The 22,750-nt window shown below is 44.1% G+C and carries 26 protein-coding genes; all 26 read right to left on the bottom strand.

Annotation, left to right across the window (positions count from 1 at the left end; all coding sequences use genetic code 11):
• Position 1 precedes the first annotated feature (1 nt).
• The gene (gene fliJ / locus JOJ89_RS09450) at positions 2–445 is read right to left on the bottom strand and encodes a flagellar export protein FliJ (RefSeq protein WP_203290161.1); all 444 of its coding nucleotides are present in this window, start codon (positions 443–445) and stop codon (positions 2–4) included.
• The gene (gene fliI / locus JOJ89_RS09445; protein ID WP_029565602.1) at positions 442–1,764 is read right to left on the bottom strand and encodes a flagellar protein export ATPase FliI; all 1,323 of its coding nucleotides are present in this window, start codon (positions 1,762–1,764) and stop codon (positions 442–444) included. The genes fliJ and fliI overlap by 4 nt, the downstream gene beginning before the upstream one ends.
• Before the next feature lie 5 nt (positions 1,765–1,769).
• Positions 1,770–2,498: a flagellar assembly protein FliH gene (gene fliH, locus JOJ89_RS09440; protein ID WP_203290160.1), complete on the bottom strand. Its 729-nt coding sequence runs from the start codon at positions 2,496–2,498 to the stop codon at positions 1,770–1,772.
• On the bottom strand, positions 2,491–3,504 hold the full coding sequence (fliG, locus tag JOJ89_RS09435; RefSeq protein WP_029281335.1) for a flagellar motor switch protein FliG: 1,014 nt from the start codon (positions 3,502–3,504) through the stop codon (positions 2,491–2,493). The genes fliH and fliG overlap by 8 nt, the downstream gene beginning before the upstream one ends.
• A 14-nt stretch (positions 3,505–3,518) precedes the next feature.
• A complete protein-coding gene (fliF, locus tag JOJ89_RS09430; protein ID WP_203290159.1) occupies positions 3,519–5,111 on the bottom strand; it encodes a flagellar basal-body MS-ring/collar protein FliF in 1,593 nt (530 codons plus the stop codon).
• A 67-nt stretch (positions 5,112–5,178) separates the two neighbouring features.
• Positions 5,179–5,472, bottom strand: coding sequence for a flagellar hook-basal body complex protein FliE (gene fliE, locus JOJ89_RS09425; protein WP_029281339.1), 294 nt, complete (start codon positions 5,470–5,472; stop codon positions 5,179–5,181).
• An 8-nt stretch (positions 5,473–5,480) separates the two neighbouring features.
• Positions 5,481–5,930 (bottom strand): flagellar basal body rod protein FlgC, encoded by a 450-nt coding sequence (gene flgC / locus JOJ89_RS09420; protein WP_203290158.1) that lies wholly within the window; start codon positions 5,928–5,930, stop codon positions 5,481–5,483.
• Complete coding sequence (gene flgB, locus JOJ89_RS09415) at positions 5,930–6,322, bottom strand: flagellar basal body rod protein FlgB (protein WP_203290157.1); 393 nt, start codon at positions 6,320–6,322, stop codon at positions 5,930–5,932. The genes flgC and flgB overlap by 1 nt, the downstream gene beginning before the upstream one ends.
• Before the next feature lie 284 nt (positions 6,323–6,606).
• On the bottom strand, positions 6,607–7,386 hold the full coding sequence (gene codY / locus JOJ89_RS09410; RefSeq protein ID WP_029281344.1) for a GTP-sensing pleiotropic transcriptional regulator CodY: 780 nt from the start codon (positions 7,384–7,386) through the stop codon (positions 6,607–6,609).
• A 27-nt stretch (positions 7,387–7,413) separates the two neighbouring features.
• Positions 7,414–8,814: an ATP-dependent protease ATPase subunit HslU gene (gene hslU / locus JOJ89_RS09405; protein ID WP_029281346.1), complete on the bottom strand. Its 1,401-nt coding sequence runs from the start codon at positions 8,812–8,814 to the stop codon at positions 7,414–7,416.
• A gap of 18 nt (positions 8,815–8,832) precedes the next feature.
• Positions 8,833–9,375: an ATP-dependent protease subunit HslV gene (gene hslV, locus JOJ89_RS09400; protein ID WP_029281348.1), complete on the bottom strand. Its 543-nt coding sequence runs from the start codon at positions 9,373–9,375 to the stop codon at positions 8,833–8,835.
• 51 nt (positions 9,376–9,426) lie between these two features.
• Positions 9,427–10,335, bottom strand: coding sequence for a tyrosine recombinase XerC (gene xerC, locus JOJ89_RS09395; protein ID WP_029281357.1), 909 nt, complete (start codon positions 10,333–10,335; stop codon positions 9,427–9,429).
• Between the two features lie 66 nt (positions 10,336–10,401).
• On the bottom strand, positions 10,402–11,706 hold the full coding sequence (gene trmFO, locus JOJ89_RS09390; RefSeq protein ID WP_029281359.1) for an FADH(2)-oxidizing methylenetetrahydrofolate--tRNA-(uracil(54)-C(5))-methyltransferase TrmFO: 1,305 nt from the start codon (positions 11,704–11,706) through the stop codon (positions 10,402–10,404).
• Positions 11,707–11,759: 53 nt separating this feature from the next.
• Complete coding sequence (topA, locus tag JOJ89_RS09385; RefSeq protein WP_029565595.1) at positions 11,760–13,835, bottom strand: type I DNA topoisomerase; 2,076 nt, start codon at positions 13,833–13,835, stop codon at positions 11,760–11,762.
• Between the two features lie 218 nt (positions 13,836–14,053).
• Complete coding sequence (gene dprA, locus JOJ89_RS09380) at positions 14,054–14,947, bottom strand: DNA-processing protein DprA (protein ID WP_029565594.1); 894 nt, start codon at positions 14,945–14,947, stop codon at positions 14,054–14,056.
• 139 nt (positions 14,948–15,086) lie between these two features.
• Positions 15,087–15,989: a succinate--CoA ligase subunit alpha gene (sucD, locus tag JOJ89_RS09375; protein ID WP_029281365.1), complete on the bottom strand. Its 903-nt coding sequence runs from the start codon at positions 15,987–15,989 to the stop codon at positions 15,087–15,089.
• 18 nt (positions 15,990–16,007) lie between these two features.
• The gene (gene sucC / locus JOJ89_RS09370; protein WP_029565593.1) at positions 16,008–17,168 is read right to left on the bottom strand and encodes an ADP-forming succinate--CoA ligase subunit beta; all 1,161 of its coding nucleotides are present in this window, start codon (positions 17,166–17,168) and stop codon (positions 16,008–16,010) included.
• A gap of 215 nt (positions 17,169–17,383) precedes the next feature.
• A complete protein-coding gene (locus JOJ89_RS09365; RefSeq protein WP_029281369.1) occupies positions 17,384–18,169 on the bottom strand; it encodes a ribonuclease HII in 786 nt (261 codons plus the stop codon).
• A 214-nt stretch (positions 18,170–18,383) separates the two neighbouring features.
• A complete protein-coding gene (gene ylqF / locus JOJ89_RS09360; protein ID WP_029281371.1) occupies positions 18,384–19,256 on the bottom strand; it encodes a ribosome biogenesis GTPase YlqF in 873 nt (290 codons plus the stop codon).
• Positions 19,257–19,278: 22 nt separating this feature from the next.
• Positions 19,279–19,812, bottom strand: coding sequence for a signal peptidase I (gene lepB / locus JOJ89_RS09355; protein WP_029281373.1), 534 nt, complete (start codon positions 19,810–19,812; stop codon positions 19,279–19,281).
• Between the two features lie 144 nt (positions 19,813–19,956).
• Positions 19,957–20,301 (bottom strand): 50S ribosomal protein L19, encoded by a 345-nt coding sequence (rplS, locus tag JOJ89_RS09350; protein WP_029281375.1) that lies wholly within the window; start codon positions 20,299–20,301, stop codon positions 19,957–19,959.
• A gap of 156 nt (positions 20,302–20,457) precedes the next feature.
• Positions 20,458–21,186 carry a tRNA (guanosine(37)-N1)-methyltransferase TrmD gene (trmD, locus tag JOJ89_RS09345; protein WP_029281377.1) on the bottom strand — a complete coding sequence of 243 codons (729 nt, stop codon included), beginning with the start codon at positions 21,184–21,186 and terminating at the stop codon, positions 20,458–20,460.
• Positions 21,183–21,707 carry a ribosome maturation factor RimM gene (gene rimM / locus JOJ89_RS09340; RefSeq protein WP_029281379.1) on the bottom strand — a complete coding sequence of 175 codons (525 nt, stop codon included), beginning with the start codon at positions 21,705–21,707 and terminating at the stop codon, positions 21,183–21,185. Before rimM ends, trmD begins: the two co-directional genes overlap by 4 nt.
• Positions 21,708–21,717: 10 nt before the next feature.
• The gene (locus JOJ89_RS09335; protein ID WP_029565591.1) at positions 21,718–22,098 is read right to left on the bottom strand and encodes a YlqD family protein; all 381 of its coding nucleotides are present in this window, start codon (positions 22,096–22,098) and stop codon (positions 21,718–21,720) included.
• Positions 22,099–22,181: 83 nt separating this feature from the next.
• Positions 22,182–22,412 (bottom strand): KH domain-containing protein, encoded by a 231-nt coding sequence (locus JOJ89_RS09330; protein ID WP_029281383.1) that lies wholly within the window; start codon positions 22,410–22,412, stop codon positions 22,182–22,184.
• An 11-nt stretch (positions 22,413–22,423) separates the two neighbouring features.
• Complete coding sequence (rpsP, locus tag JOJ89_RS09325) at positions 22,424–22,696, bottom strand: 30S ribosomal protein S16 (RefSeq protein ID WP_029281384.1); 273 nt, start codon at positions 22,694–22,696, stop codon at positions 22,424–22,426.
• Positions 22,697–22,750 lie beyond the last annotated feature (54 nt).

The following is a 22,750-nucleotide window of genomic DNA, read 5'->3' as shown; positions in this document are numbered from 1 at the left end:
CCTAATTCCCCCGCATGGCATAAGACTGGACAGAAAGATCGTCCATACTCTTGATTTCAGTGTCTTTCACCCAGCGCACATAGACTTCGCGGTGTTTTTCTCTCATTTTTTCATACTTTTTTACTTCTATATTTTTTTCTGTGAGAACTTGCTGCTTTTCATTCATTCTCTCTCTTGCTGATGCTGTGAGATGTTGATAGTGTGAAATTGTTTTTTCAAGATTTGATACAAACTGCTGAAAGTGCCGGATTTCCTGAACCGGCATGCCCGAATTCAGCTGAAAGAGCGTTTTTTCTTCAAGCATTTCTTTTTTCTTCAGGCATGTGTACAGCTTTTCGGCAGCCTGCTCAAAGTCTGCTACCGATAACTGATAAGCTTCAAGAGACTGATCTTTTTCCATTTCTTTAAGTTCAAGAATTTTTTGAAACCTGTAAGCATATTTCACGTGTTATCTCCTATTTCAATCAGTGATTGCAGGTACTCAGCACTTTGTTCAAATGAGATTTTTTCGTGCACATCCTGCTTTAGAAAAGAAAGGATCTTCGGATAATACCTGATCGCTTCGTCAATTTCTCTGCTGGTTCCGCGCTTGTACGCGCCTATATTAATTAAGTCCTCAGAGTTTAAATAGACAGCAAGCAGATCCCTTAGCTTTGATGCGCTTTTCTTTTGTTCAGCAGGGACAATCTGGCTCATCACACGGCTGATGCTTTTCAGCACATTGACTGCAGGAAATTGCCCTTTATTTGCAAGATTTCTGTCGAGGACGATGTGGCCGTCAAGAATTCCTCTCACCGTATCTGAAATCGGCTCATTCAGATCATCCCCATCAACCAGTACTGTATAAAAAGCAGTAATGGAACCATGTTCATTTGTTCCGGTCCGTTCAAGCAGCTTCGGAAGGACGGCAAACACACTCGGAGTGTAGCCTTTTGTGGTCGGAGGCTCTCCTGCTGCAAGACCAATTTCCCTTTGCGCCATGGCAACACGGGTGACAGAATCCATCATCAGCATCACATTTAACCCTTTATCCCTGAAATATTCTGCGATTGCAGTAGCTGTGTAAGAAGCCTTCAGTCTCATCAGGGCAGGCTGATCAGATGTAGCCGCCACAATAATGGACCTTTTCAGCCCTTCCTCACCAAGATCTTTTTCAATGAATTCACGAACTTCCCGTCCGCGCTCTCCAATGAGGGCAATGACATTCAGGTCTGCTTTTGTGTTTCTTGCAATCATACCGAGAAGCGTACTTTTTCCTACACCGCTTCCTGCAAAAATGCCGACACGCTGTCCTTTTCCAACTGTCAAAAGACTGTCAATGACTCTGACCCCAACTTCCATCGTTTCATTGATTGGCGGGCGGCTCATAGGGTTTGGAGGATTTTGTTCAGCTGATATTGGCGTCAGGCCTTTTGGAAGCGGCGATTGATTAAAGGGAAGGCCGAATGCATCAATTGTCTGGCCGATCAGCCCCATTCCCGCTTTAATCTTCAAAGGCTCATTAGTTGCTTCAACCAGGCTTCCCGGTGAGATCTGGTTCACATGCTCAAAAGGCATCAACAAGACATATTCATCTCTGAAACCCACTACTTCTGCAGCAATTTTCAATTCTTTAGAAGAACCCGCATGAATGTAGCAAAGGTCGCCAATTGAGCTTTCCGGACCTTTGGATTCAATCATCAGACCGATTACCTTGCTTACTTTTCCATATCTTTTAAATGAATCCAATGAATCTATTTTTTGAAGCAAGTCTGCTGCATTCATAACCGTCAACCCTCCCCAATCAGCTGAAGCATGCTTTTTTTCAGCTGATTCAGCTGGGCATCCACTCCGGCATCTATTGTGCCGGAAGGAGATTCAATCATGCAGCTTCCTTCCTGAAGACTTTCGTCAGGATAAATGAACAGATCAGCCTTAGAAAGCAGCACATCTTCAAGCTCGCTTTTTTGCTTGAGGAGCCTGCTGTAATAAAGCGGGTTTACGAACACTTTTATTTCCGGATGTTCTCTGACTTCATGCAAAGCTTTTTTAACTAGATCGGCAAAGCAGGCAGGATGCTCTTCAAGCTTGATGAACATGATTTTTTCAGAAAGCTTCACAGCCAGATTAATAATGGTTTCTTCTGATTGGGACACTTTTTCTATGTAATCCTCTTTTGCCTGCTCCACAATGGTTTTCGCCTCTGAGAGAAAAGAACTGTATTGCTGCATGGCTTCCTGTCTGCCTGTCTCAAAACCGGCTTGAAACCCCTCTTCTCTCGCCTTTAGTTCTTGCTGTTTTTTTTCACTGATCCATTTTTCCTGCTCGTCTTTTGCCTGCATTAGGATTCTGTCTGCCTGAACTCTGGCATGTTCCAGCAGCTGATCGGCGTCTGCTTTTGCCTGATGCATGACCATCTCGGGATTCATTGTCTCAGCTGGTGCGGACAAAATCGTTCTTAAGATAATTGCTTTCTTGCCCTGTTCTGCTGCACGGACTGATTTAATCAAGTTAGACAATGATATCATCCCCCCCGCCGCGGGCAATGACGATTTCTCCTGCATCCTCAAGTCTGCGGATAACAGAGACAATTCGTGATTGTGCTTCTTCTACATCCCGAAGTCTGACTGGACCCATAAACTCCATTTCTTCTTTAAATGTGTCTGCCATTCTCTTGGACATGTTCTGAAACACAATTTCCTTCACTTCTTCGCTTGCCACTTTAAGTGACAGCATCAGGTCTTCGTTTTCAACATCTCTGATGACGCGCTGAATGGCCCTGCTGTCGAGTGTGACAATATCCTCAAAAACAAACATCCGTTTTTTGATTTCTTCTGCAAGCTCAGGATCCTGAATTTCAAGAGAATCAAGGATGGTCTTTTCTGTACTGCGGTCTACACCGTTCAGCACCTCTACAACCGCTTCCACTCCGCCTGTCTGCGTATAATCCTGTGTGACAGCGGAAGACAGCTTTCTCTCAAGAACCTGTTCAACTTCATTGATAATTTCCGGTGACGTCCTGTCCATTTTGGCAATCCTTATGGCAATATCTGCCTGCTGCTGATGCGGCAGACCAGACAGGATCTGTCCTGACTGAACCGGATCAAGGTAGGAGAGAATGAGCGCAATCGTTTGCGGGTGCTCTCCCTGAATAAAATTAAAGATTTGAGCCGGATCAGCTTTTCTCGCAAAATCAAACGGCTTTACCTGCAAGGAAGATGTGAGCCGGTGGATAATGCTAGAAGCCCGCTCTTCTCCAAGCGCTTTTTCAAGAATTTGTTTCGCATATGAGATACCGCCCTGGGAAATGAATTCCTGCGCCATCGCGATTTGATGAAACTCTTCGATTATTCCTTCTTTATTCTGGGAATCTACATTTCTTACACTCGAAATCTCTAATGTAAGCTTTTCTATTTCTTCTTCAGAAAGATGCTTGTAAACCGATGCGGCTGCGTCAGGACCTAAAGAAATCAGAAGGAGGGCGGCTTTTTGCTTGCCTGTCAGTTTGTTTGCTCGTTTAACCATTTATGAGTAACCTCCTATTCTTCCGTCAGCCATGATCTGAGCAATTTGGCAAAGTCCTCCGGTTTATCCCGCGCCATTTTTTCGAGCTGCTTTCTGCGGACATCCCCTTCGCTTTCGGGTGCATCATTTACATCTGGAAGGATAATCTTCTCCTGATAGAATATTTCCTCTTCTTCCGGTTTAGCTTGTTCTTTTTTATTTCTTCTAAACAGCAAAATCAGAAGAATCGCAATGACGAGGAGCATTGCGCCTCCTGCAATGTATAGCCATAACGGGATAGAACGGACCGTTTCAGCATCCATTGCCTGTTTTCCGGCAAACGGCTGAACAGATACAGAAATCTTTTCCTCTACTTGTTCAGCAGTTAACGGCTCTGCCTGAGGATCCTTATCGATGGAAGTCCGGACGATGGAGCCGAGAAGCTGCTGTATATCTGCGATGCTTTGTGCAGATAGAGAGGCTGGGTCATCTGCAGCAGGCGGTTCAACCATGACCTGTATGCCCAGATCCCTGACTCTGTATGGACTTTCTGTAATTTCTCTTTTTACACGATTGACTTCATTGTTTATTCGTTCTTCTACTTTTTCATAATCTCCTGAACCTTCGCCCTGAACGGCTTCATATCCGGGAACATCATCTTCTCCTGTTCCGGTTACTCCGCCTGCACCGGCACCCTCTCCGCTGTAGGTTTCTGTAATCCGTTCAACGCTCACGGCCAAACCTTCATTGTTCTCTTCATCAGCAGCTTCGACAAGATTTTCTTCCCGTTTTTCCTGAGTGAAATCAAGATCTGCAGTGACCGAAACGACAACTTTATCCTGGCCCATCATCGTTCCGAGCATTTTTTGAACTTGCCGCTGTATGTCTTTTTCAATCTTCGACTTCAGATCGTGCTGAGAACTGATGTTTTCGGCAAGCGGCATATTTTCATCACTTTTCAAATCAAAATACTCAAAGTTCTGGTCCATGATGACGATATTATCAGTGGATAATCCCGGAACACTCTTTGATACTAAATGGTACAAAGCATTCACGTTAGCCTGATCGAGCTGAACACCAGGTTTAGTGTTAAGCACAATAGATGCAGTAGCTGTACCGTTGTCCTCACTGACAAAAACTGATTCTTTCGGAAGGTTGATCATGACCTTTGCATCATCAACCCCCTCAATCCCCTTCATCAGATTCGAAAGCTCTGTCTGAGTTGCCTTCAATTTTAAAACATCAAATTCATTATCGGTCATCCCAAATCCAATGTTCTGTCCGAAAAAGGAATAATCAATGACCCCGCTGTTTGGTATGCCTTCTGCTGCGAGCTCCACTTTCAGCGTGTCGGTCATTTCGGCAGGCACCATGATCGTTGAGCCATTATCCGTAATTTTTGATTGTATGCCCTGCGAGTCAAGCGTTTCTTTGATCTGGCCTGTCTCATTGGGTGATAAGTCCCTGTAAAGCGGCACCAGCCGCGGATTTGCTGCCATATAGCCTGCAATCACAGCAAAAAGCAGCAAAGCTGCCGCACCGCCAATCATAAATCCTTTTTGCGCTTTTGACCTTTCATTCCAAAATTGTCTGGTTTTCATTCTGAATTCTGTTACTTTTTGATTCATTCGTTGAAATCCCCCGATAAAGACAGCTTGCGTGCAGCAGACCGGCTACATTGCTGGTTATGTATGATTAGATTTGCATTCTCATTGCTTCCTGATAGGCTTCAACAGCTTTGTTTCTGATTTCAATGGCTGTCAGCATGGCGACGCTTGCTTTTTCGGCTGTTATCATGACATCCTGCAGCTGCACATTTTTGCCCTCTGCAAGTGCTGCTGTCATTCCGTCTGATTTCACCTGCATCTCATTCACCTGATTGATTGACTGCTTAAGCATTTCAGAAAAGCCGGTTCCCTGCGACTGCTGCAGCTGAGCTGCAGGTGAAGCTGTTTGAAGCGGCTGAAGTGACGTAATGGCCTGTATCATTCGTTATCCTACTTTCCTAGCTGGAGTGTTTTCATCAGCATCTCTTTAGATGCATTAAAGACTGTGACGTTTGCTTCATATGACCGGGTGCTGCTGATCAGATCGACCATTTCCTTAAGCGGGTCCACATTTGGCATCTGTACATAGCCCTGATCGTTTGCATCTGGATGTTCCGGATCAAAAACCAGTTTAAACGGACTTTGATCTTCTCTGATTCCGGAAACTTTAACTCCGTTCAGTGAATGGGTTTTCCCCTGCGCCTGATGAAGGTGAGCGAGAAAAGAACTTCCGTCCTGCTGCAAAGCAACTGTTTTTCTGCGGTACGGCTGCCATTTTCCATCCACCAGCTCTGCCCTGGCAGTATCTATATTAGCCATATTGGATGAAATCACATCCATTCTGAGTCTCTGAGCCGTCAAGGCAGATGCTGTTGTATTGAGCTGACTGAATATACTCATTATCCGTTGCCTCCTTTAATGACGGTTTTAAGAGAGTTGAACTTGCTTCCAAGACGTTCAATAACCGCATTGTAATAGATTTGATTTTCAGCAAGTTCTGACATTTCTTTATCTATGTCGACATTGTTTCCGTTCGCCTGATAAGCAGATCCGTTTTTTTGTATCACATTATAGGCTTCATGACCCCTGCCAAAAGAAAGGTGGCGTGCATCTGTCCTGATCGCCTCAAACTTTGTCTGTTCTGAATCTAATGCCTCCTTAAAGCTGATTCCCTTCGCTTTATAACCAGGAGTATCGGTATTGGCTATATTGTGACTGATCATTTTTTGCTGGAGAGCTGTCCGATTGACTGCCTGTTCCAGAGAATGAATCGTTCCAGAAAAAAAATTCATTTTGTCCCCTCACAAAAGACTCATACCTTTCGAATGGTATATTGTCGAATTATGTTAAATGCATACTGCAATTGTAAGAAATAATAGGCTTAAAGTCTATGAAGGTTATGTAAAAAAAGGTCGGATTTTGTATCTATTTTAAAATAGGGTAATTATACCTAGTTAATTAACACTATTTAACAGAGAAGGCTCTTCGTATTAGGATTATGTTCACACGCAAATTTATATTTTTTTCCAAAACAAAAAAGCACTTCGCTGAGAAGTGCTTTTTTGTAAAGAATTTGTTAATTCGTTTTTAGTTTTTCAAGTTCAAGCAGGAACTTGTCATTAAGAACTTTAATGTAAGTTCCCTTCATTCCAAGGGAACGGGATTCAATAACCCCTGCACTTTCAAGTTTGCGCAGTGCATTTACAATAACAGATCTTGTGATTCCGACTCTGTCAGCAATTTTACTTGCAACCAGCAGTCCTTCGTTACCGTTCAGTTCTTCAAAGATATGTTCGATTGCTTCAAGCTCACTGTATGACAATGAGCTGATCGCCATTTGTACAACCGCTTTGCTTCTTGCTTCGTCCTCAATTTCCTCCGCTTTCTCGCGAAGAATTTCCATACCAACAACGGTTGCGCCGTATTCGGCAAGGATCAGGTCATCATCTTCAAACTGTTCCTGAAGTCTTGCAAGAATAAGCGTGCCAAGACGCTCTCCTCCGCCGATAATCGGAACAATAGTCGTTAAGCCATTCTTGAACAATTCACGGTTTTCAACAGGGAAAGCAGTGTATTCACTGAAAACATCAAGGTTTGATGATGTTTCGCTGATGTTGAAAAGATTTTTTGTGTATTCTTCAGGGAATTGACGGTCCTCAAGCATTTGAATCATACGCTCATTTTCAATCTGCTGATTGATGGCAAACCCTAAAAGTTTACCGCGGCGGCTGACCACGAAAATGTTTGCTTCAATAACGTCGCTCAGTGTTTCCGACATTTCTTTAAAGTTAACCGGTTTTCCGGCTGCCTTTTGAAGCATCGCGTTAATTTTTCTTGTTTTTTGCAATAAAGCCATTTGTTTGTTCCTCCTGGAAATATGTAATTATAAGATGAATTGACTTAAATCTTTGTTTTTAGCGATTTTGCTCAGTTTATCCTCAACGTATTGAGGGGTAATTGTAATTTTGTCCATTGTAATATCAGGCGCTTCAAATGAAAGATCTTCAAGGAGCCTCTCAAGAATTGTGTGAAGTCTTCTGGCACCAATGTTATCTGTGTCCTGGTTAACCTGAAATGCCACTTCTGCAATCTTACGAATAGCATCGTCAGAAAATTCAAGTTGTATACCTTCCGTTTCCAATAATGCTGTGTATTGCTTAAGAAGTGCGTTATCCGGTTCTGTCAGAATACGGACGAAATCTTCAACAGTCAGCTTTGTCAGCTCGACGCGGATTGGAAATCTGCCCTGAAGCTCAGGTATAAGGTCAGACGGTTTTGCTATATGGAATGCACCTGCTGCAATGAATAGGACATGATCTGTTTTCACAGAGCCGTACTTCGTCACAACAGTAGAACCTTCGACGATTGGAAGGATGTCGCGCTGTACACCTTCACGTGAGACATCTGCCGATCCTCCGCCCTGATTCTTTTTGGCAATTTTGTCGATTTCATCAATGAAAATAATGCCCATCTGCTCGGCACGCATCACAGCTTCCTGCGTAACGTCATCCATGTCAATCAGTTTCTGTGCTTCTTCAGCCGTCAGCACTTTTCTTGCTTCCCGGACAGTCAGCCTGCGCTTTTTCTTCTTTTTAGGCATAAAGCTGCTTAATGCATCCTGCATGTTCATACCCATTTGTTCCATACCCGAACCCTGAAGCATATCAAACATGGACGCATGCTGCTCTTCAACTTCAACCGTCACGTGATGATCTTCAAGCTCCCCAAGTGCAAGCTGGTGAGCCATTTTACGTCTTTTCTCTTCTGTTGACTGCTCTTCAGATGAATAGTCATCCTGCTCCTGGGTCTGTCCTTGAGCGCCGCCGAAAAGCATTTCAAGAGGGTTCTTATATGAAGTCTGCTTCTTTTTTCCCGGAACAAGAAGCTCGACAAGCCGTTTGTTGGCATTTTCTTCTGCAAGTGCTTTAACTTCATTCATTTTCTCTTCTTTTACGAGTCTCACAGATGTTTCGGCGAGGTCACGGACCATTGATTCGACATCACGCCCTACGTATCCGACTTCAGTGAATTTCGTCGCTTCCACTTTAATGAACGGAGCACCAGTAAGTTTGGCAATTCTTCTTGCGATCTCGGTTTTTCCGACACCCGTCGGCCCAATCATCAGAATATTTTTCGGAACAACTTCATCGCGGAGATTTTCAGACAGTCTGCTTCTGCGGTAGCGGTTTCTCAGTGCGACTGCTACAGCTTTTTTAGCGTCCTTTTGTCCAACGATATACTGATCCAGTTTTTCAACCGTTTGTCTTGGCGTTAATTCTTTCATTGATCAGGACTCCCCTCTTTATAGTTCTTCGACTATGATATTCAGGTTTGTATAAACACAGATTTCGCCTGCCATTTGCAGGGCAGCCTGGGCGATTTCTTTTGCTGTGAGTGTTTCCCCGGAGTAGCGTTTGAGCGCTCTTCCTGCCGAGAGGGCATAATTCCCTCCGGAACCGATGGCAAGAATGCCGTCATCAGGCTCAATAACCTCACCTGTTCCGGAAATGAGAAGCAAATCTTCCTCATTCATGACAATCAGCATAGCTTCAAGTTTTCTGAGGACTTTATCGCTTCTCCATTCTTTCGCAAGTTCAACAGCTGCACGCTGCAGATTTCCGTTGTATTCCTCAAGCTTGCCTTCAAACATTTCAAACAAGGTAAAGGCATCTGCTACAGATCCTGCAAAGCCGGCAATGACCTTGCCGTTGAAAAGCTTTCTTACTTTTTTGGCTGTATGCTTCATAACGACCGCATTTCCAAACGTCACCTGGCCGTCGCCTGCCATTGCACACTTGCCGTTATGCTGAACAGCAAAGATCGTTGTTGCGTGAAATTGAGACATCCTGCCACCTCCAACATCAATTTTATGTACTGCACTTTCCGGCATCAAGCTTTAAGCGCGCGGATGATGATTCATGTAGATCTTGCGCAGATGATCTTTCGACACATGCGTATAAACTTGTGTTGAGGACAGATGCGCATGACCCAAAAGCTCCTGAACACTCCGCATATCGGCTCCCTGATTTAACAGATGAGTGGCAAACGTGTGCCTGAACATATGAGGAGTGATTTTCATCGTCAGAGAGGTTTTATGAATCAGCTCGTTCAAAATATGCCTCACGCCGGTCGCCGTAAGCGGACCTCCCCGCTGGTTGACAAACAGAAGCTCGTGGTTCTCTGACTGTTTTCTTTTTTCCATCAGTGTTTTCCTGCCTGAACTTATGTACAATTCTACGGCATCCTGTGCAAAGCTTCCAAATGGAACATACCTCTGCTTGCCGCCTTTTCCATTTACAAGCACGGTGCCGATATGGAGATCAAGGTCAGACAATTTTATCATGCAGAGCTCGCTTACCCTTATGCCCGTTCCGTAGAGCATTTCGAGAAGCGCCTGGTTTCTTTGGCCTGCAGGAGCTGAAAGGTCTGAATGTTCAAAGAGAAGCTGAAGCTCTTCCTCGAAGAGATATTGCGGCAGCCTGTGCTCTTTTTTAGGCAGAGAAACGCTTGAAAAAGGATTTTCATCAGTGAGCTTTTCGCGGTTTAAAAATCTGTAAAAGCTTCTGAGAGATGAAATCTTACGTGAAATCGTTTTTCTGGCAAAATTTTTTTGATGAAGCTGAGTTAAGTACAATCGTGTATCGGAATATGTAATAAGACGGAGATCAGTTAGTGACTGCTCCTGCATAAAGACAAAAAAATCTTCTATATCGGAAACATAATTCACAATTGTATATTGTGAATAGTTTTTCTCAATCTGTAAATATTCTACGAACAACTTTAAAGAATTCTTAACATTTTCCATCCATAACACCTCACAAGGGCTACTAAATGGTATCACACATTCAGCAGCCCTTGCAAATTATTTCTCTTATTTTTTCGAAATTTTTTGAATTGTTTCAAGCGCTCTATTTGCATACTTTTCGTAGCGCTCTTTCTTGTTGCGGATGCGTTCCGGAAGCTCTGCAAATATGCCGAAGTTTGCATTCATAGGCTGGAAATTATCCGGATTTGCCGTTGTAATATAGCGCGCCATGCTTCCCATTGCTGTTTCATGAGGAAGCACGAGCAGTTCTTCTCCAAGTACGTATTTAGCGGCATTGATGCCTGCTAAAAGTCCTGATGCAGCGGATTCAACATATCCCTCTACACCTGTCATCTGCCCTGCAAAAAACAGATCCTCGCGCTCTTTATACTGATACGTCGGCTTCAGCATTTTTGGAGAGTTGATGAATGTGTTGCGGTGCATAACGCCGTATCTGACAATCTCTGCATTTTCAAGTCCAGGGATCAATTTAAGCACTTCTTTTTGAGGACCCCATTTTAAATGTGTCTGAAAACCAACAATATTGTAAAGAGTGCCCGCAGCATCATCCTGTCTCAGCTGAACAACGGCATATGGACGCTTGCCTGTTTTCGGATCTTCAAGGCCCACCGGCTTCATTGGTCCGAATAGCATCGTTTTTTTGCCGCGCTTTGCCATGACCTCAATCGGCATGCAGCCTTCAAAGAAAATCTCTTTCTCGAATTCTTTCAGCGGAACTGTTTCCGCCTCGACTAGTGCATCGTAGAAACGGTCAAACTCCTCTTCTGTCATCGGACAATTGAGGTAGGCTGCCTCTCCTTTGTCATACCGTGATTTCAGGTAGACTTTGTCCATATCGATGCTGTCTTTTTCAAGGATTGGAGCTGCTGCATCGTAGAAATACAGATATTCTTCGCCTGTCAGCTGCTTCAGCTGCTCAGAAAGTGCTTTTGATGTCAGCGGCCCTGTTGCAATGATTGTAGGACCTTCAGGAATTTCCGTCATTTCATCCGTAATGACTGTTACGTTCGGGTGTCCTTTTACCCTCTCTGTTACAAGACCGGCAAATTCATGTCTGTCTACAGCAAGAGCGCCCCCTGCAGGCACTGCGCAGTCGTCTGCAGATTTAATAATCACAGAATCAAACATTCTCATTTCTTCTTTCAGTACACCAACTGCATTTGTCAGCCCGTTTGCCCGCAGTGAATTGCTGCAGACAAGCTCGGCGAATTTATCTGTATGATGGGCAGGCGTCTGCTTCACAGGTCTCATTTCATAAAGATTGACGGAAATTCCGCGGCTCGCAAGCTGCCAGGCCGCTTCACTTCCGGCAAGGCCTGCTCCAATGACGTTTACTGTTTTTTCATTCATTTTGAACCCTCCAGCTTTAAGCAAATAAAGAAGGTGAGCAGGATCACTCACCTTTACTTTTGCTGCTCTTCTTTATAATCACAGTGCACACATTGTACCTGTATGCCTTTTTTGAGTTTTTTCTCAACTAGCATATTATCACACTTTGGACACGATCTTGCAATCGGTTTATCCCATGAAAGGAAATCACATTCAGGAAACTGGTCGCAGCCGTAGAAAATGCGGCGTTTCTTTGACTTTCTTTCCACAATGTTTCCTTTCTCGCATTTCGGACAAGGAACACCAATCTCTTTCACAATCGGCTTTGTGTTCCGGCAATCCGGGAAATTCGAACATGCCATGAATTTACCGTACCGTCCCATTTTGAAGACCATTGGACTGCCGCATTCCTCACAGTCAATTCCTGCAGGCTCATCCTTAATTTCGATTTCTTCCATTTCGTTTTCTGCGACTTCGATCCGTTTGGCAAAGTCTTTATAAAAATCGTCGATGATGTTAACCCATTGCACCTGGCCGTCTTCTATTTCATCCAGGCTGTTCTCCATCTTGGCCGTAAACTCGACATTAATGATTTCAGGGAAAAACTCCATGATCAGTTCAAGCACGATTTCACCGAGCTCAGTCGGTATAAACCGTTTGTTATCCAGCGCTACATATCCGCGTTTTTGAATGGTATCTAGCGTCGGCGCATAGGTCGACGGTCGACCTATTCCCAGTTCTTCAAGCGTTTTAACAAGCCGGGCTTCTGTGTACCTTGGAGGCGGCTGAGTGAAATGCTGAGCCGGTTCGATATCTTTTGAATAAACCGTATCTCCTGTTTGAAGATCAGGAAGCATGCGGTCTTTCTCCTCGACTCCGTCATCATTTCCTTCCACATACACCTTCATGAATCCGGGAAACTTTACTTTGCTTCCGTTTGCTCTGAACGTGACGTCATTGTTTGTAAGATCCACGCTCATCGTATCAAGAACAGCCGGTGCCATCTGGCTTGAAACAAAGCGCTCCCAGATGAGTTTGTATAACCGGAGCTGATCGCGGCTTAAAAATTCTTTAAGGGATGCGGGATCTTTAAGCGTTGAAGTCGGACGGATGGCTTCATGTGCATCCTGCGTGTTTGCCTTTTTCTTAGCGGCTTTTTTTGCAGGATTGTTGTACTCGGGGCCGTACTTTTGCTCAATGTATGACATGGCTTCCTGCTGGGCTGTTTCAGATATGCGGGTTGAATCGGTACGCATATATGTAATCAGACCGACTGTTCCTTCTTTTCCAAGGTCCATTCCTTCATAAAGCTGCTGGGCGATCATCATCGTCTTCTTAGCTCTGAAATTCAGTTTGCGTGCTGCTTCCTGCTGAAGAGTGGACGTTGTAAACGGTACCGCTGGATTGCGCTTTCTCTCCTTCTTAGTCACATTTGTGACAGAGAATTCGTTCCCCTTTAATTTTTTCTGAATTTCTTTTACATCATCTTCAGTATTCAGCTCTGTCTTTTTGCCGTTTATTCCGTAAAAAGCTCCCTCGAACTCGTCTTTTCCTTTGAGGAAATGACTGCCGATCGTCCAGTACTCTTCCGGAATAAATGCTTTGATTTCTTTTTCGCGGTCTATGATCAGACGGACTGCAACAGATTGAACTCTTCCTGCGCTCAGTCCTTTTTTCACTTTCTTCCAAAGAATAGGGCTGATTTTATAGCCGACAAGGCGGTCAAGTATCCTTCTTGCCTGCTGTGCATCTACGAGATCCATGTTAATCGGGCGGGGATGCTTAAAAGATTCCTTGATGGCATCTTTTGTAATTTCATTAAAGACAACCCTGCAGTCTGAAAGAACATCCACGTCCAGACTGTGTGCGAGGTGCCACGCAATGGCTTCCCCTTCACGGTCGGGGTCAGCTGCGAGATAAACTTTTTTTGCTTTTTTCGCTGCTGTTTTAAGTTCTTTCAAAACCGGGCCTTTACCCCTTATTGTAATGTACTTCGGTTCGAAATTCCCTTCAGTGTCAACGCCGATCTGACTTCTCGGCAGATCGCGGACATGCCCCATTGAAGCCTTCACCTTATATTTTTTCCCTAGATATCGTTCGATTGTCTTCGCTTTTGCAGGCGATTCAACAATCACTAAAAAATCCGACATACATCATCCTCCTAAAAGAGGTATTCTCTCTCTTTATTTTCATGTTTCATCATCAAGGTTTTTTTCGCTATTGTCATTTTATATGTTCAAGGGACGATTCTGCCCAAAAGAGCCTGCGCTTATACCGGCCATAATCAAAATCTTGCTTAAACAGGTTAAATCTCCACTATTATTAAATATAGTGATGCGGTTTGTCAAACAGTATTTGGATTGATGGCTTAATTTTCAGCGCATGCAACCTGGACGGAGAGGTCATTCAGGACATCCAGTCCGTCTTCTGCCAGGTACGCTCCCTGCTTAATAAGCTGATTCGCGCCAGCAGATGCTGCATCAAAAATGGATCCCGGCACAGCAAACACCTGCCTGCCCTGATCGAGTGCGGTGCCCGCTGTTATGAGTGATCCGCTTTTGGATTTCGCCTGTATCACAACCGTTCCAAGACTCAGCCCGCTGATAATGCGGTTGCGCATGGGAAAGTGCCATTTTTGCGGTTTGGTGTCCGGAGGATGCTCTGAGAGAACTAATTGATTTTCGGTCATCTCTTTAAAAAGAGGCAGATTTTCTTTCGGATAGAAATGATGAAGTCCTCCTCCAATTACACCTATCGTTGGAGCCTGCCTCTCGATCGCTCTCTGGTGGGCCAGGGCATCTATTCCTTTTGCCAGGCCGCTGACGACAGTCCAGCCTGCAGATATAAGGGGATCTGTCACTCGTTTTATAGAATGGGTGCCGTAATTTGTGGGGTTTCTTGTTCCGACAATGCTGATCATTTTTCCGGAAGAAAGCAGGGCTGTGTTTCCTTTGCAGAAGAGAATGGGAGGGGGATCATGGATTTCCTTCAGAAGGTGCGGGTAGTTTTCATTGCAAAGTGATATGGCTTTAATATTTCTTGCTTTCAAGCGCGAAAAGGCGGCATCCGGATCAAAAGAATAGAAGTCAGTGAGAAAATGCGGCATAAGAGCATCTGACAGCCTGAAAACCCGCTGCAGGTCGGTGCTGTTAAGAGAGTAGACAGATAGAGGAGGGTCAAGTTTCAGCCACTTCAAGAGCGCCATATGGGTGATGCCTCTGCAGTGGGATAAATGGAGAAGTTCTTTCTCTTTTTTGTGCATTTTAGTTCCCTTTCTACTATTATATATAGTTTTAATGATGAATGTTTTTGTCATGATTTGACGAATGGAGGAGTGGGAGAAGCAACGGGGGTACATGGTAAAGAAGGGAACAGCATGAACGCCGTTCCCAACAGATTTATTAATGTGTTTTGCACTTTTCAAGCAAGTTGTTTTCTTTAAGAGCTTCAATAAGTGTTTCACCCATAACAGAAGGTGTATCAGCAACTTTGATGCCGCACTCATTCATTGTTTTGATTTTTTCAGCGGCTGTGCCTTTTCCGCCTGAAATGATGGCACCGGCATGTCCCATGCGTTTGCCAGGAGGTGCAGTTTGTCCGCCGATAAAGCCCACTACAGGCTTTGTCATGTTTTCTTTGATCCAGAGGGCAGCTTCTTCTTCTGCTGTTCCTCCGATTTCGCCGATCATAATCACAGCATATGTGTCTTCATCTTCATTGAATGCTTTCAAAACATCGATGAAGTTTGTGCCGTTTACCGGGTCTCCGCCGATGCCGACCGCTGTAGACTGGCCGATTCCTGCCTGTGTAAGCTGATGTACTGCTTCATACGTTAATGTTCCTGAACGGGATACAACGCCAACGTGGCCTTTTGTATGAATGTAGCCTGGCATAATGCCGATTTTACACTCATCAGGCGTAATTACACCAGGGCAGTTTGGTCCGACAAGACGGGTTTTCTTGCCTTCCATGTACCGTTTAACTTTCACCATGTCAAGAACTGGAATATGTTCAGTGATGCAGATAGCAAGATCAAGTTCAGCATCAACCGCCTCCATGATGGCATCTGCAGCAAACGGTGCCGGCACGTAGATAACAGAAGCCGTTGCGCCTGTTGCTTTTACCGCATCTTCCACGGTGTTAAAAACAGGAACTCCTTCAGCTTCAGTGTTTCCTTTGCCAGGTGTAACCCCGCCTACAATATTCGTACCGTATTCAAGCATTTGCTTTGTATGAAATAATGCCGTAGATCCTGTAATCCCCTGTACAATTACCTTAGTATCTTTGTTAATAAATACGCTCATTTCAGTCCCCCGCCTTTCTTACCCTACTAAAGATACGATTTTTTGTGCGCCGTCTGCCATAGATTCAGCAGAAGTGATATTCAAACCGGATTCATTCAAGATTTGCTTGCCGATCTCTACATTTGTTCCTTCCAAACGGACAACCAATGGAATTTGCAGGCCGACCTGTTTCGTCGCTTCAACTACACCCTGTGCAATGATGTCGCATTTCATAATTCCGCCGAAAATGTTGACGAAAATTCCTTTTACATTTTGATCGGAAAGGATAATTTTAAATGCTTCTGTTACTTTTTCAGCTGTCGCGCCGCCCCCAACATCCAGGAAGTTCGCCGGTTCGCCGCCGTAATATTTAATAATATCCATAGTTGCCATAGCAAGGCCGGCGCCGTTTACCATACAGCCGATATTTCCATCAAGGGAAATATAGCTCAAGTCATATTTGGATGCTTCGATTTCTTTTGCATCTTCTTCGTCAAGATCGCGGTATTCAAGGATATCTTTTCTGCGGTAAAGAGCATTTGAATCAAAGTTCAATTTTGCATCAAGCGCCATTACTTTGCCGTCCCCTGTCACTACAAGCGGATTGATTTCAGCAATAGAGCAGTCTTTCTCAACAAATGCGTTGTACAGGCTCATCATAAATTTAACAGCCTGTCCGACTAATTCTTTTTGAATATTAATATTAAAAGCAATTCTGCGGGCCTGGTATGCCTGCAGTCCTACAGCAGGATCAATCACTTCTTTGAAAATTTTCTCAGGAGTCGCTTCTGCCACTTCCTCGATTTCTGTGCCGCCTTCTTCAGATGCCATAAGGACAACGCGAGATGTAGCGCGGTCAAGAACAAGGCCGATATAATATTCTTTCTTAATATCGCAGCCCTCTTCAATAAGTAAGCGTTTTACTTCTTTTCCTTCAGGACCTGTCTGGTGTGTCACCAGTGTCTTTCCGAGAATTTCTTTCGCATAAGTTTCTACTTCGCCAATATTCTTTGCAACTTTTACCCCGCCTGCTTTGCCGCGGCCGCCTGCATGAATCTGTGCTTTAACTACTGTTACTTCAGTACCCAGTTCTTTTGCTGCTTCCACAGCTTCTTCAACTGTAAACGCCACTTTGCCGTTTGGTACTGCTACTCCATATTTTCTAAGGATTTCTTTTCCTTGATACTCATGGATATTCATTTCCCATCCTCCTAACTTATGTACGAAAAAAATAGACTGCGCTTTCATTTTATAAAATAGTTGATTCCTTGTCTACTATTCTGCAGAAATTCGTCGAATCCTTCATTTTTTTCTGATTTTTTCTCTAAAATTATTTTTCTAGTAATATAAAATTTTGTGATCAACCTGAAAAGTCCGTCCACTCATTCCTTGAGAGCAGGCCGGACTTTGTCCTTTCAGCTGACCGTTTCTTCTGCAGCCATCTCTTTCACAGGAGAGAAACTTCTTCTGTGGCATTCTGTCACGCCGTACAAATTCAGAGCTTCAAGGTGCTGCTTTGTTCCATACCCCATATTCTGCTCAAACCCGTATTGCGGATACTCGGAGGCAAGCTGCATCATCATCCTGTCCCTGGTTACTTTCGCCAGGACAGATGCCGCTGCAATGCTCACACTGCGTGCGTCTCCCTTAATGAGCGATTCCTGGGGAATGGGAAGGGAAAGCTCCATCGCATCAATGAGAAGGTACTCAGGGGCCGCTGGGAGCTCTTTCACGGCCTGCACCATTGCCGCCTTTGTTGCCTGGTAGATATTCAGCCTGTCGATGTCAGCAGGTGATACGATTCCGATTCCGAAAGCAATCGCTTCCTTGACGATAAATTCGTAAAAGGATTCTCTTTTGGCGGCCGTCAGTTTTTTTGAATCTGTCAGGCCGGGAAGGTAAAAGGATTCCGGCAGGATAACGGCAGCTGCGACAACCGGGCCTGCCAGTGGTCCTCGGCCAACTTCATCGATCCCGCAAAGAAGGTGATAGCCTTCTCCTCTTGCTTTCTTCTCGAAAATCATCATTTCTTCAAATTGCTGCTTTTTCTTAAGCTGCTGTTCATAGTCTCTCGCCCACTTGTCAGCAAGCTTTATCACGCTTTTTCGCTCATCGTTTCTGCACTGGTTTAAAAACGGATCATCAGGGCTGCTTATCGCAGCAAGCTTTAAGCGGATTTCTTCCGTTGTCAGCTTTTTCATAGTTTCACTGCCATTTCTCTATGTATTCTTAAATTGAATGATTGTTGTTGCAAGTTTTTCTCTGATACCCGTTCCCTTGCGCTCCAGTCGCTTGCGGGGTCTCCCGTGTTCTCTTCATCCCGCAGGAGTCAAGTGCCTTCCGCTTCAGTCCACTGGTGTCTTATGATCATACATTCTGAAGCAGCATTAAACAGGCAAACAAAATAAAGACGCGCTATTGCAGCGTGTCTTCCTGGTGTATGTCTTCAGTTGTTTCGAAGCTCAGCCTGCCAAGCTTTTCCTGACGTATTTCCCTGACGATGAGTTCTGCAGCTTTATCGTAATCCACAAAGCCTCCGGACATCATGCATCCGCGTTTCTTTGCGACGGCATCAAACAGCTCGATACGGTCTTCAGGGATCACATCTAGGGCGAATCTTTCCTTAAGACGGTGCGGGTAATGGGCGCTTAAAAACTCAAGGGCAAAAAGAGCTACTTCCTGCAAGTTAAGAATGGCATCTTTAATCGCACCGGTCGTTGCAAGCTTTAATCCCACCAGCTGATCTTCAAACTTAGGCCAGAGAATTCCCGGAGTATCAAGCAGCTCCAGTTCTTTTCCGACTTTTACCCACTGCTGTGCAGTTGTAACACCGGGTCTGTCTCCGGTTTTAGCCATATTCTTTTTTGCCAGCCGGTTGATGAGGGTCGATTTTCCGACATTCGGAATTCCGATAATCAGTGCTCTTATGGCTCTTGGCCTCACGCCTTTTGCCGCGAGTTTATCAAACTTCTCTTTCAGCACTTCTTTTGACATCGTGACAATCTGCTTGATGCCTGTCCCTGTTTTGGCATCAATCGGGAGGGCGTGAATGCCCTGCTCTTTAAAATAGGCAAGCCATTCCTGCGTTGCTTTTGGATCTGCCATATCTGCTTTATTCAGCAGAACAATCCGCGGTTTGGCCGAGATGATTTCATCAATCATCGGATTTCTTGATGAAACCGGAATTCTTGCATCGACAAGCTCAAACACAATATCGATTAATTTTAATTTTTCGGTAACCTGTCTTCTTGCTTTGGCCATATGGCCGGGAAACCATTGTATGTTCATTCTTACCACCTGCTCTTATTCCTTACTTGACAAAACGGATATCGTTCAGAGGCCAGTAAATCAGGCTTGTCTGACCCATTACCTCGTCTTTTGAAACCGGTCCGATATGTCGGCTGTCTTTGCTGTAGCGGCGGTTATCGCCCATAACAAAAAGCTGTCCTTCAGGGACCTTTTCCACTGTAAATGGCTCTGTAAGCGGTCCGTCTATCAGTGTGTTCTTGTATTCTTCAAGGTAAGGCTCTTCGTAGGCCCTTCCATTAATATAAAGTGTATCATCTTTGTATTCAATCCGGTCACCGGGAAGTCCTATGACTCTCTTGATGTAATCCTTCTCTTCTGTTGCGTGAAAGACAACGATGTCAAACCGCTCTGGATCACCAATTTTGTAGCCGATTTTGTTGACGATCATCCGGTCCTGATCATGAAGAGTAGGCATCATGGAAAGTCCGTCAACGACAATCGGGGCAAACAGGAAATAACGGATAACGGCTGCGAGTATTACGGCGATAGCAAGTGCTTTAATCCATTCAAACAACTCGCTTTTTTTTCGAGTCATGCTTTGAATTCACCTTCTCATACACTTTATTGTAGGCTGCTTGTTTGTTTATAGTATAGGATGACAGCTTTATTTGCAGTCATATTATTTTTTTAATGATGAAAAAAGGGCTTGTTCATAGTAAACAAGCCCTTTCTGGTGCAATTATCGAATTTCTTTAATACGAGCCGCTTTACCGCGTAGTTCGCGCAGGTAGTAAAGTTTCGCACGGCGTACTTTACCGCGACGGATTACTTCTAACTGTGCGATTTTCGGTGTGTGAACAGGGAATGTACGCTCAACGCCTACTCCGTAAGAAATCTTGCGAACTGTGAAAGTTTCGCTGATTCCGCCACCACGACGCTTAATGACAACACCTTCAAAAATCTGAATACGCTCGCGAGTTCCCTCAACAACTTTCACGTGTACACGGACAGTGTCTCCAGGACGGAACGCAGGAAGATCAGATCTTAATTGTTCTTTAGTGATATCTTCAATTAGTTTTTGCATCGTTTTCAACTCCTTCCAACAGATGTTCATTACAAACCATTTCATGCAGCGGAACACCGTTTTAGTGCGCGGCACCTATCAAGGAAAAAACCTTTATAGGCAACCAAATCACAAGAAACATCATATCATATTGCCCGGACGCATGCAATACTTCAATTATTGTTTTTTAAATTCATCTATCCACTTTTTCTGCTTATCTGACAAAGTGTATGTTTCAAGAAGATCCGGTCTTCTCTCATACGTTCTTCGGAGGGATTCTTTTTCCCGCCAATCTTCAATTTTGGCATGATTGCCTGATATCAGCACATCTGGCACCTTCAGTCCCCTGAAGTCAGAAGGCCTCGTGTAGTGAGGATGCTCAAGCAGGCCTGTGCTGAACGAATCAAGGACTGGAGAGTCTTCATTCCCAAGCACGTCAGGAAGAAGCCTGACGACACTGTCAGCGATCACCATGGAAGCAAGTTCCCCGCCCGTCAGAATAAAATCTCCAATTGAGATTTCATCTGTTACAAGGTGTTCTCTTATCCGCTCGTCATAGCCTTCATAATGTCCGCAGATGAAGACAAGATGATCTTCCTTTGCAAGCTCTTCTGCTTTCTTCTGGGAGTAGGTTTCACCCTGCGGACATACAAGGATTACTTTAGGGGCGGAGCTTTCCTGTTTAATCGCTTCAACCGCATCAAAAATCGGCTGCGGCTTTAAAACCATGCCCGCACCTCCGCCATACGGATAATCATCAACGGTTGCATGCTTGTGATCTGAGTACTCTCTGAAATTTGTCACATTAAACTGGACGGCGCCTTTTTCTTCCGCTTTTTTTAAAATGGAGTTTCCTATGACTCCGTGGAACATTTCAGGAAAAAGCGTTAAAAAGTCTATTTTCATTCTTCAATAAGTCCTTCCATCAATGAAATCACAATGCGCTTTTCTTCAGGATTAATTTCTTTAACCACATCATCAATAAACGGGATCAGCGCATCCTTCTTTCCTTTCCGCTTGATGATCCAAACATCATTTGCACCTGTTTCAAGAATTTCTTTAACGGTCCCTATTTCCGCACCTTCATCCGTTAAAACGGTGCAGCCGATAATCTCGTGGAAATAATATTCGCCTTCTTCTAGATCTGCAAGCTGGCTTTCCGGCACTTTGATGACGGAATTTTTATATTTCTCGACATCATTAATGGAGGGATGATCTTCAAACGTAAGCAAATTGAACGTTTTATGGAACCGGTGAGATTTGACTGTTACCTCATCAGGTGCTGTTTGACCTTCTTTAAATAAGTAGAGAACATTTCCCGCCTTATAGCGTTCTTCCGGGAAATCAGTTGTCGAGAGTACCCTGACCTCTCCCTTTACTCCATGAGTATTGACGATTTTTCCTACATTAAACCATTTCTCTGCCATATGTTCACCTCTAGCGTATTTCGACGACAATGCCGTCTTTTATCACGATGGTTCTTTCTTTCATAAGCTCATCCCAGCGGTCGCCGACGTTAATATCGACAAGTGCATTCATTTCTTTTTCTTTCATTTCGCTTCCGAGCGGGAGAGTTTCAAGCTGCTGCAGCTGAAAATCAGCTATTTTTATTTTGTCCATCCTTTTTGAGATCTCGCGCTGATACTGTTTTCTCATCTCTTCAGTCTGAATGGTTTTTTCTTTTTTCTTTAATTGAAAGGAAAGCTGATCAATCTCCCTTTCAAGCTGCTGTTTCGTTTGTTTGAATGTTTTCATGAGCTGCTCTTTGCTTGCTGCTGTCAGGATCTGTTTGACCGTTACCGTCTGGAAGATCTCCATCTTCATTCCTCCGTCAGCTTTTGTTGAGCCATTCTTCTCTTTTATTGTACAAAAAAAAGGAAGGCTGATCCTCCCTTTTTTTCTTAATCATTAATTTCAAGCTGAACTCTCTTTTTAGAGCTGGATCCTGCTGCATAAACAACAGTCCGAATCGCTTTCGCTATCCGTCCGTGCTTTCCGATTACCTTGCCGATATCATCTTGATGTAAGGTTAATTCGTAGACAATTTGATGTTCACGTTCATTTTCTACAACAGACACATCTTCAGGATGGTCAACAAGCGGCTTAACGATCGACTCGATTAACTCTATCATTGTAGCAGCCCTTATTTGCTGTGCTTAGCGTTATGGAATTTTTCCATAATGCCTTGGTTTGAGAACAAGTTGCGGACTGTGTCAGATGGTTTTGCACCATTTTGCATCCACTTAAGAGCAAGCTCTTCGTTGATCTCAACGATTGCAGGGTTTGCAACCGGGTTGTACGTTCCAACTGTTTCGATGAAACGTCCGTCACGAGGAGAACGAGAGTCTGCAACTACGATACGATAGAAAGGAGATTTATTAGCTCCCATGCGTTTTAAACGAATTTTTACTGCCATTTTAAATAGCACCTCCGAAAATATTTCAACAAGATAGTATGATATCAGTGAAAA

This window comes from Metabacillus sp. cB07 (assembly GCF_016839225.1).
Classification (GTDB): Bacteria; Bacillota; Bacilli; order Bacillales; family Bacillaceae; genus Bacillus_P; species Bacillus_P indicus.
The sequence above is the reverse complement of the archived record's forward strand: the minus strand, read 5'-3'. Positions and strand labels throughout refer to the sequence as shown.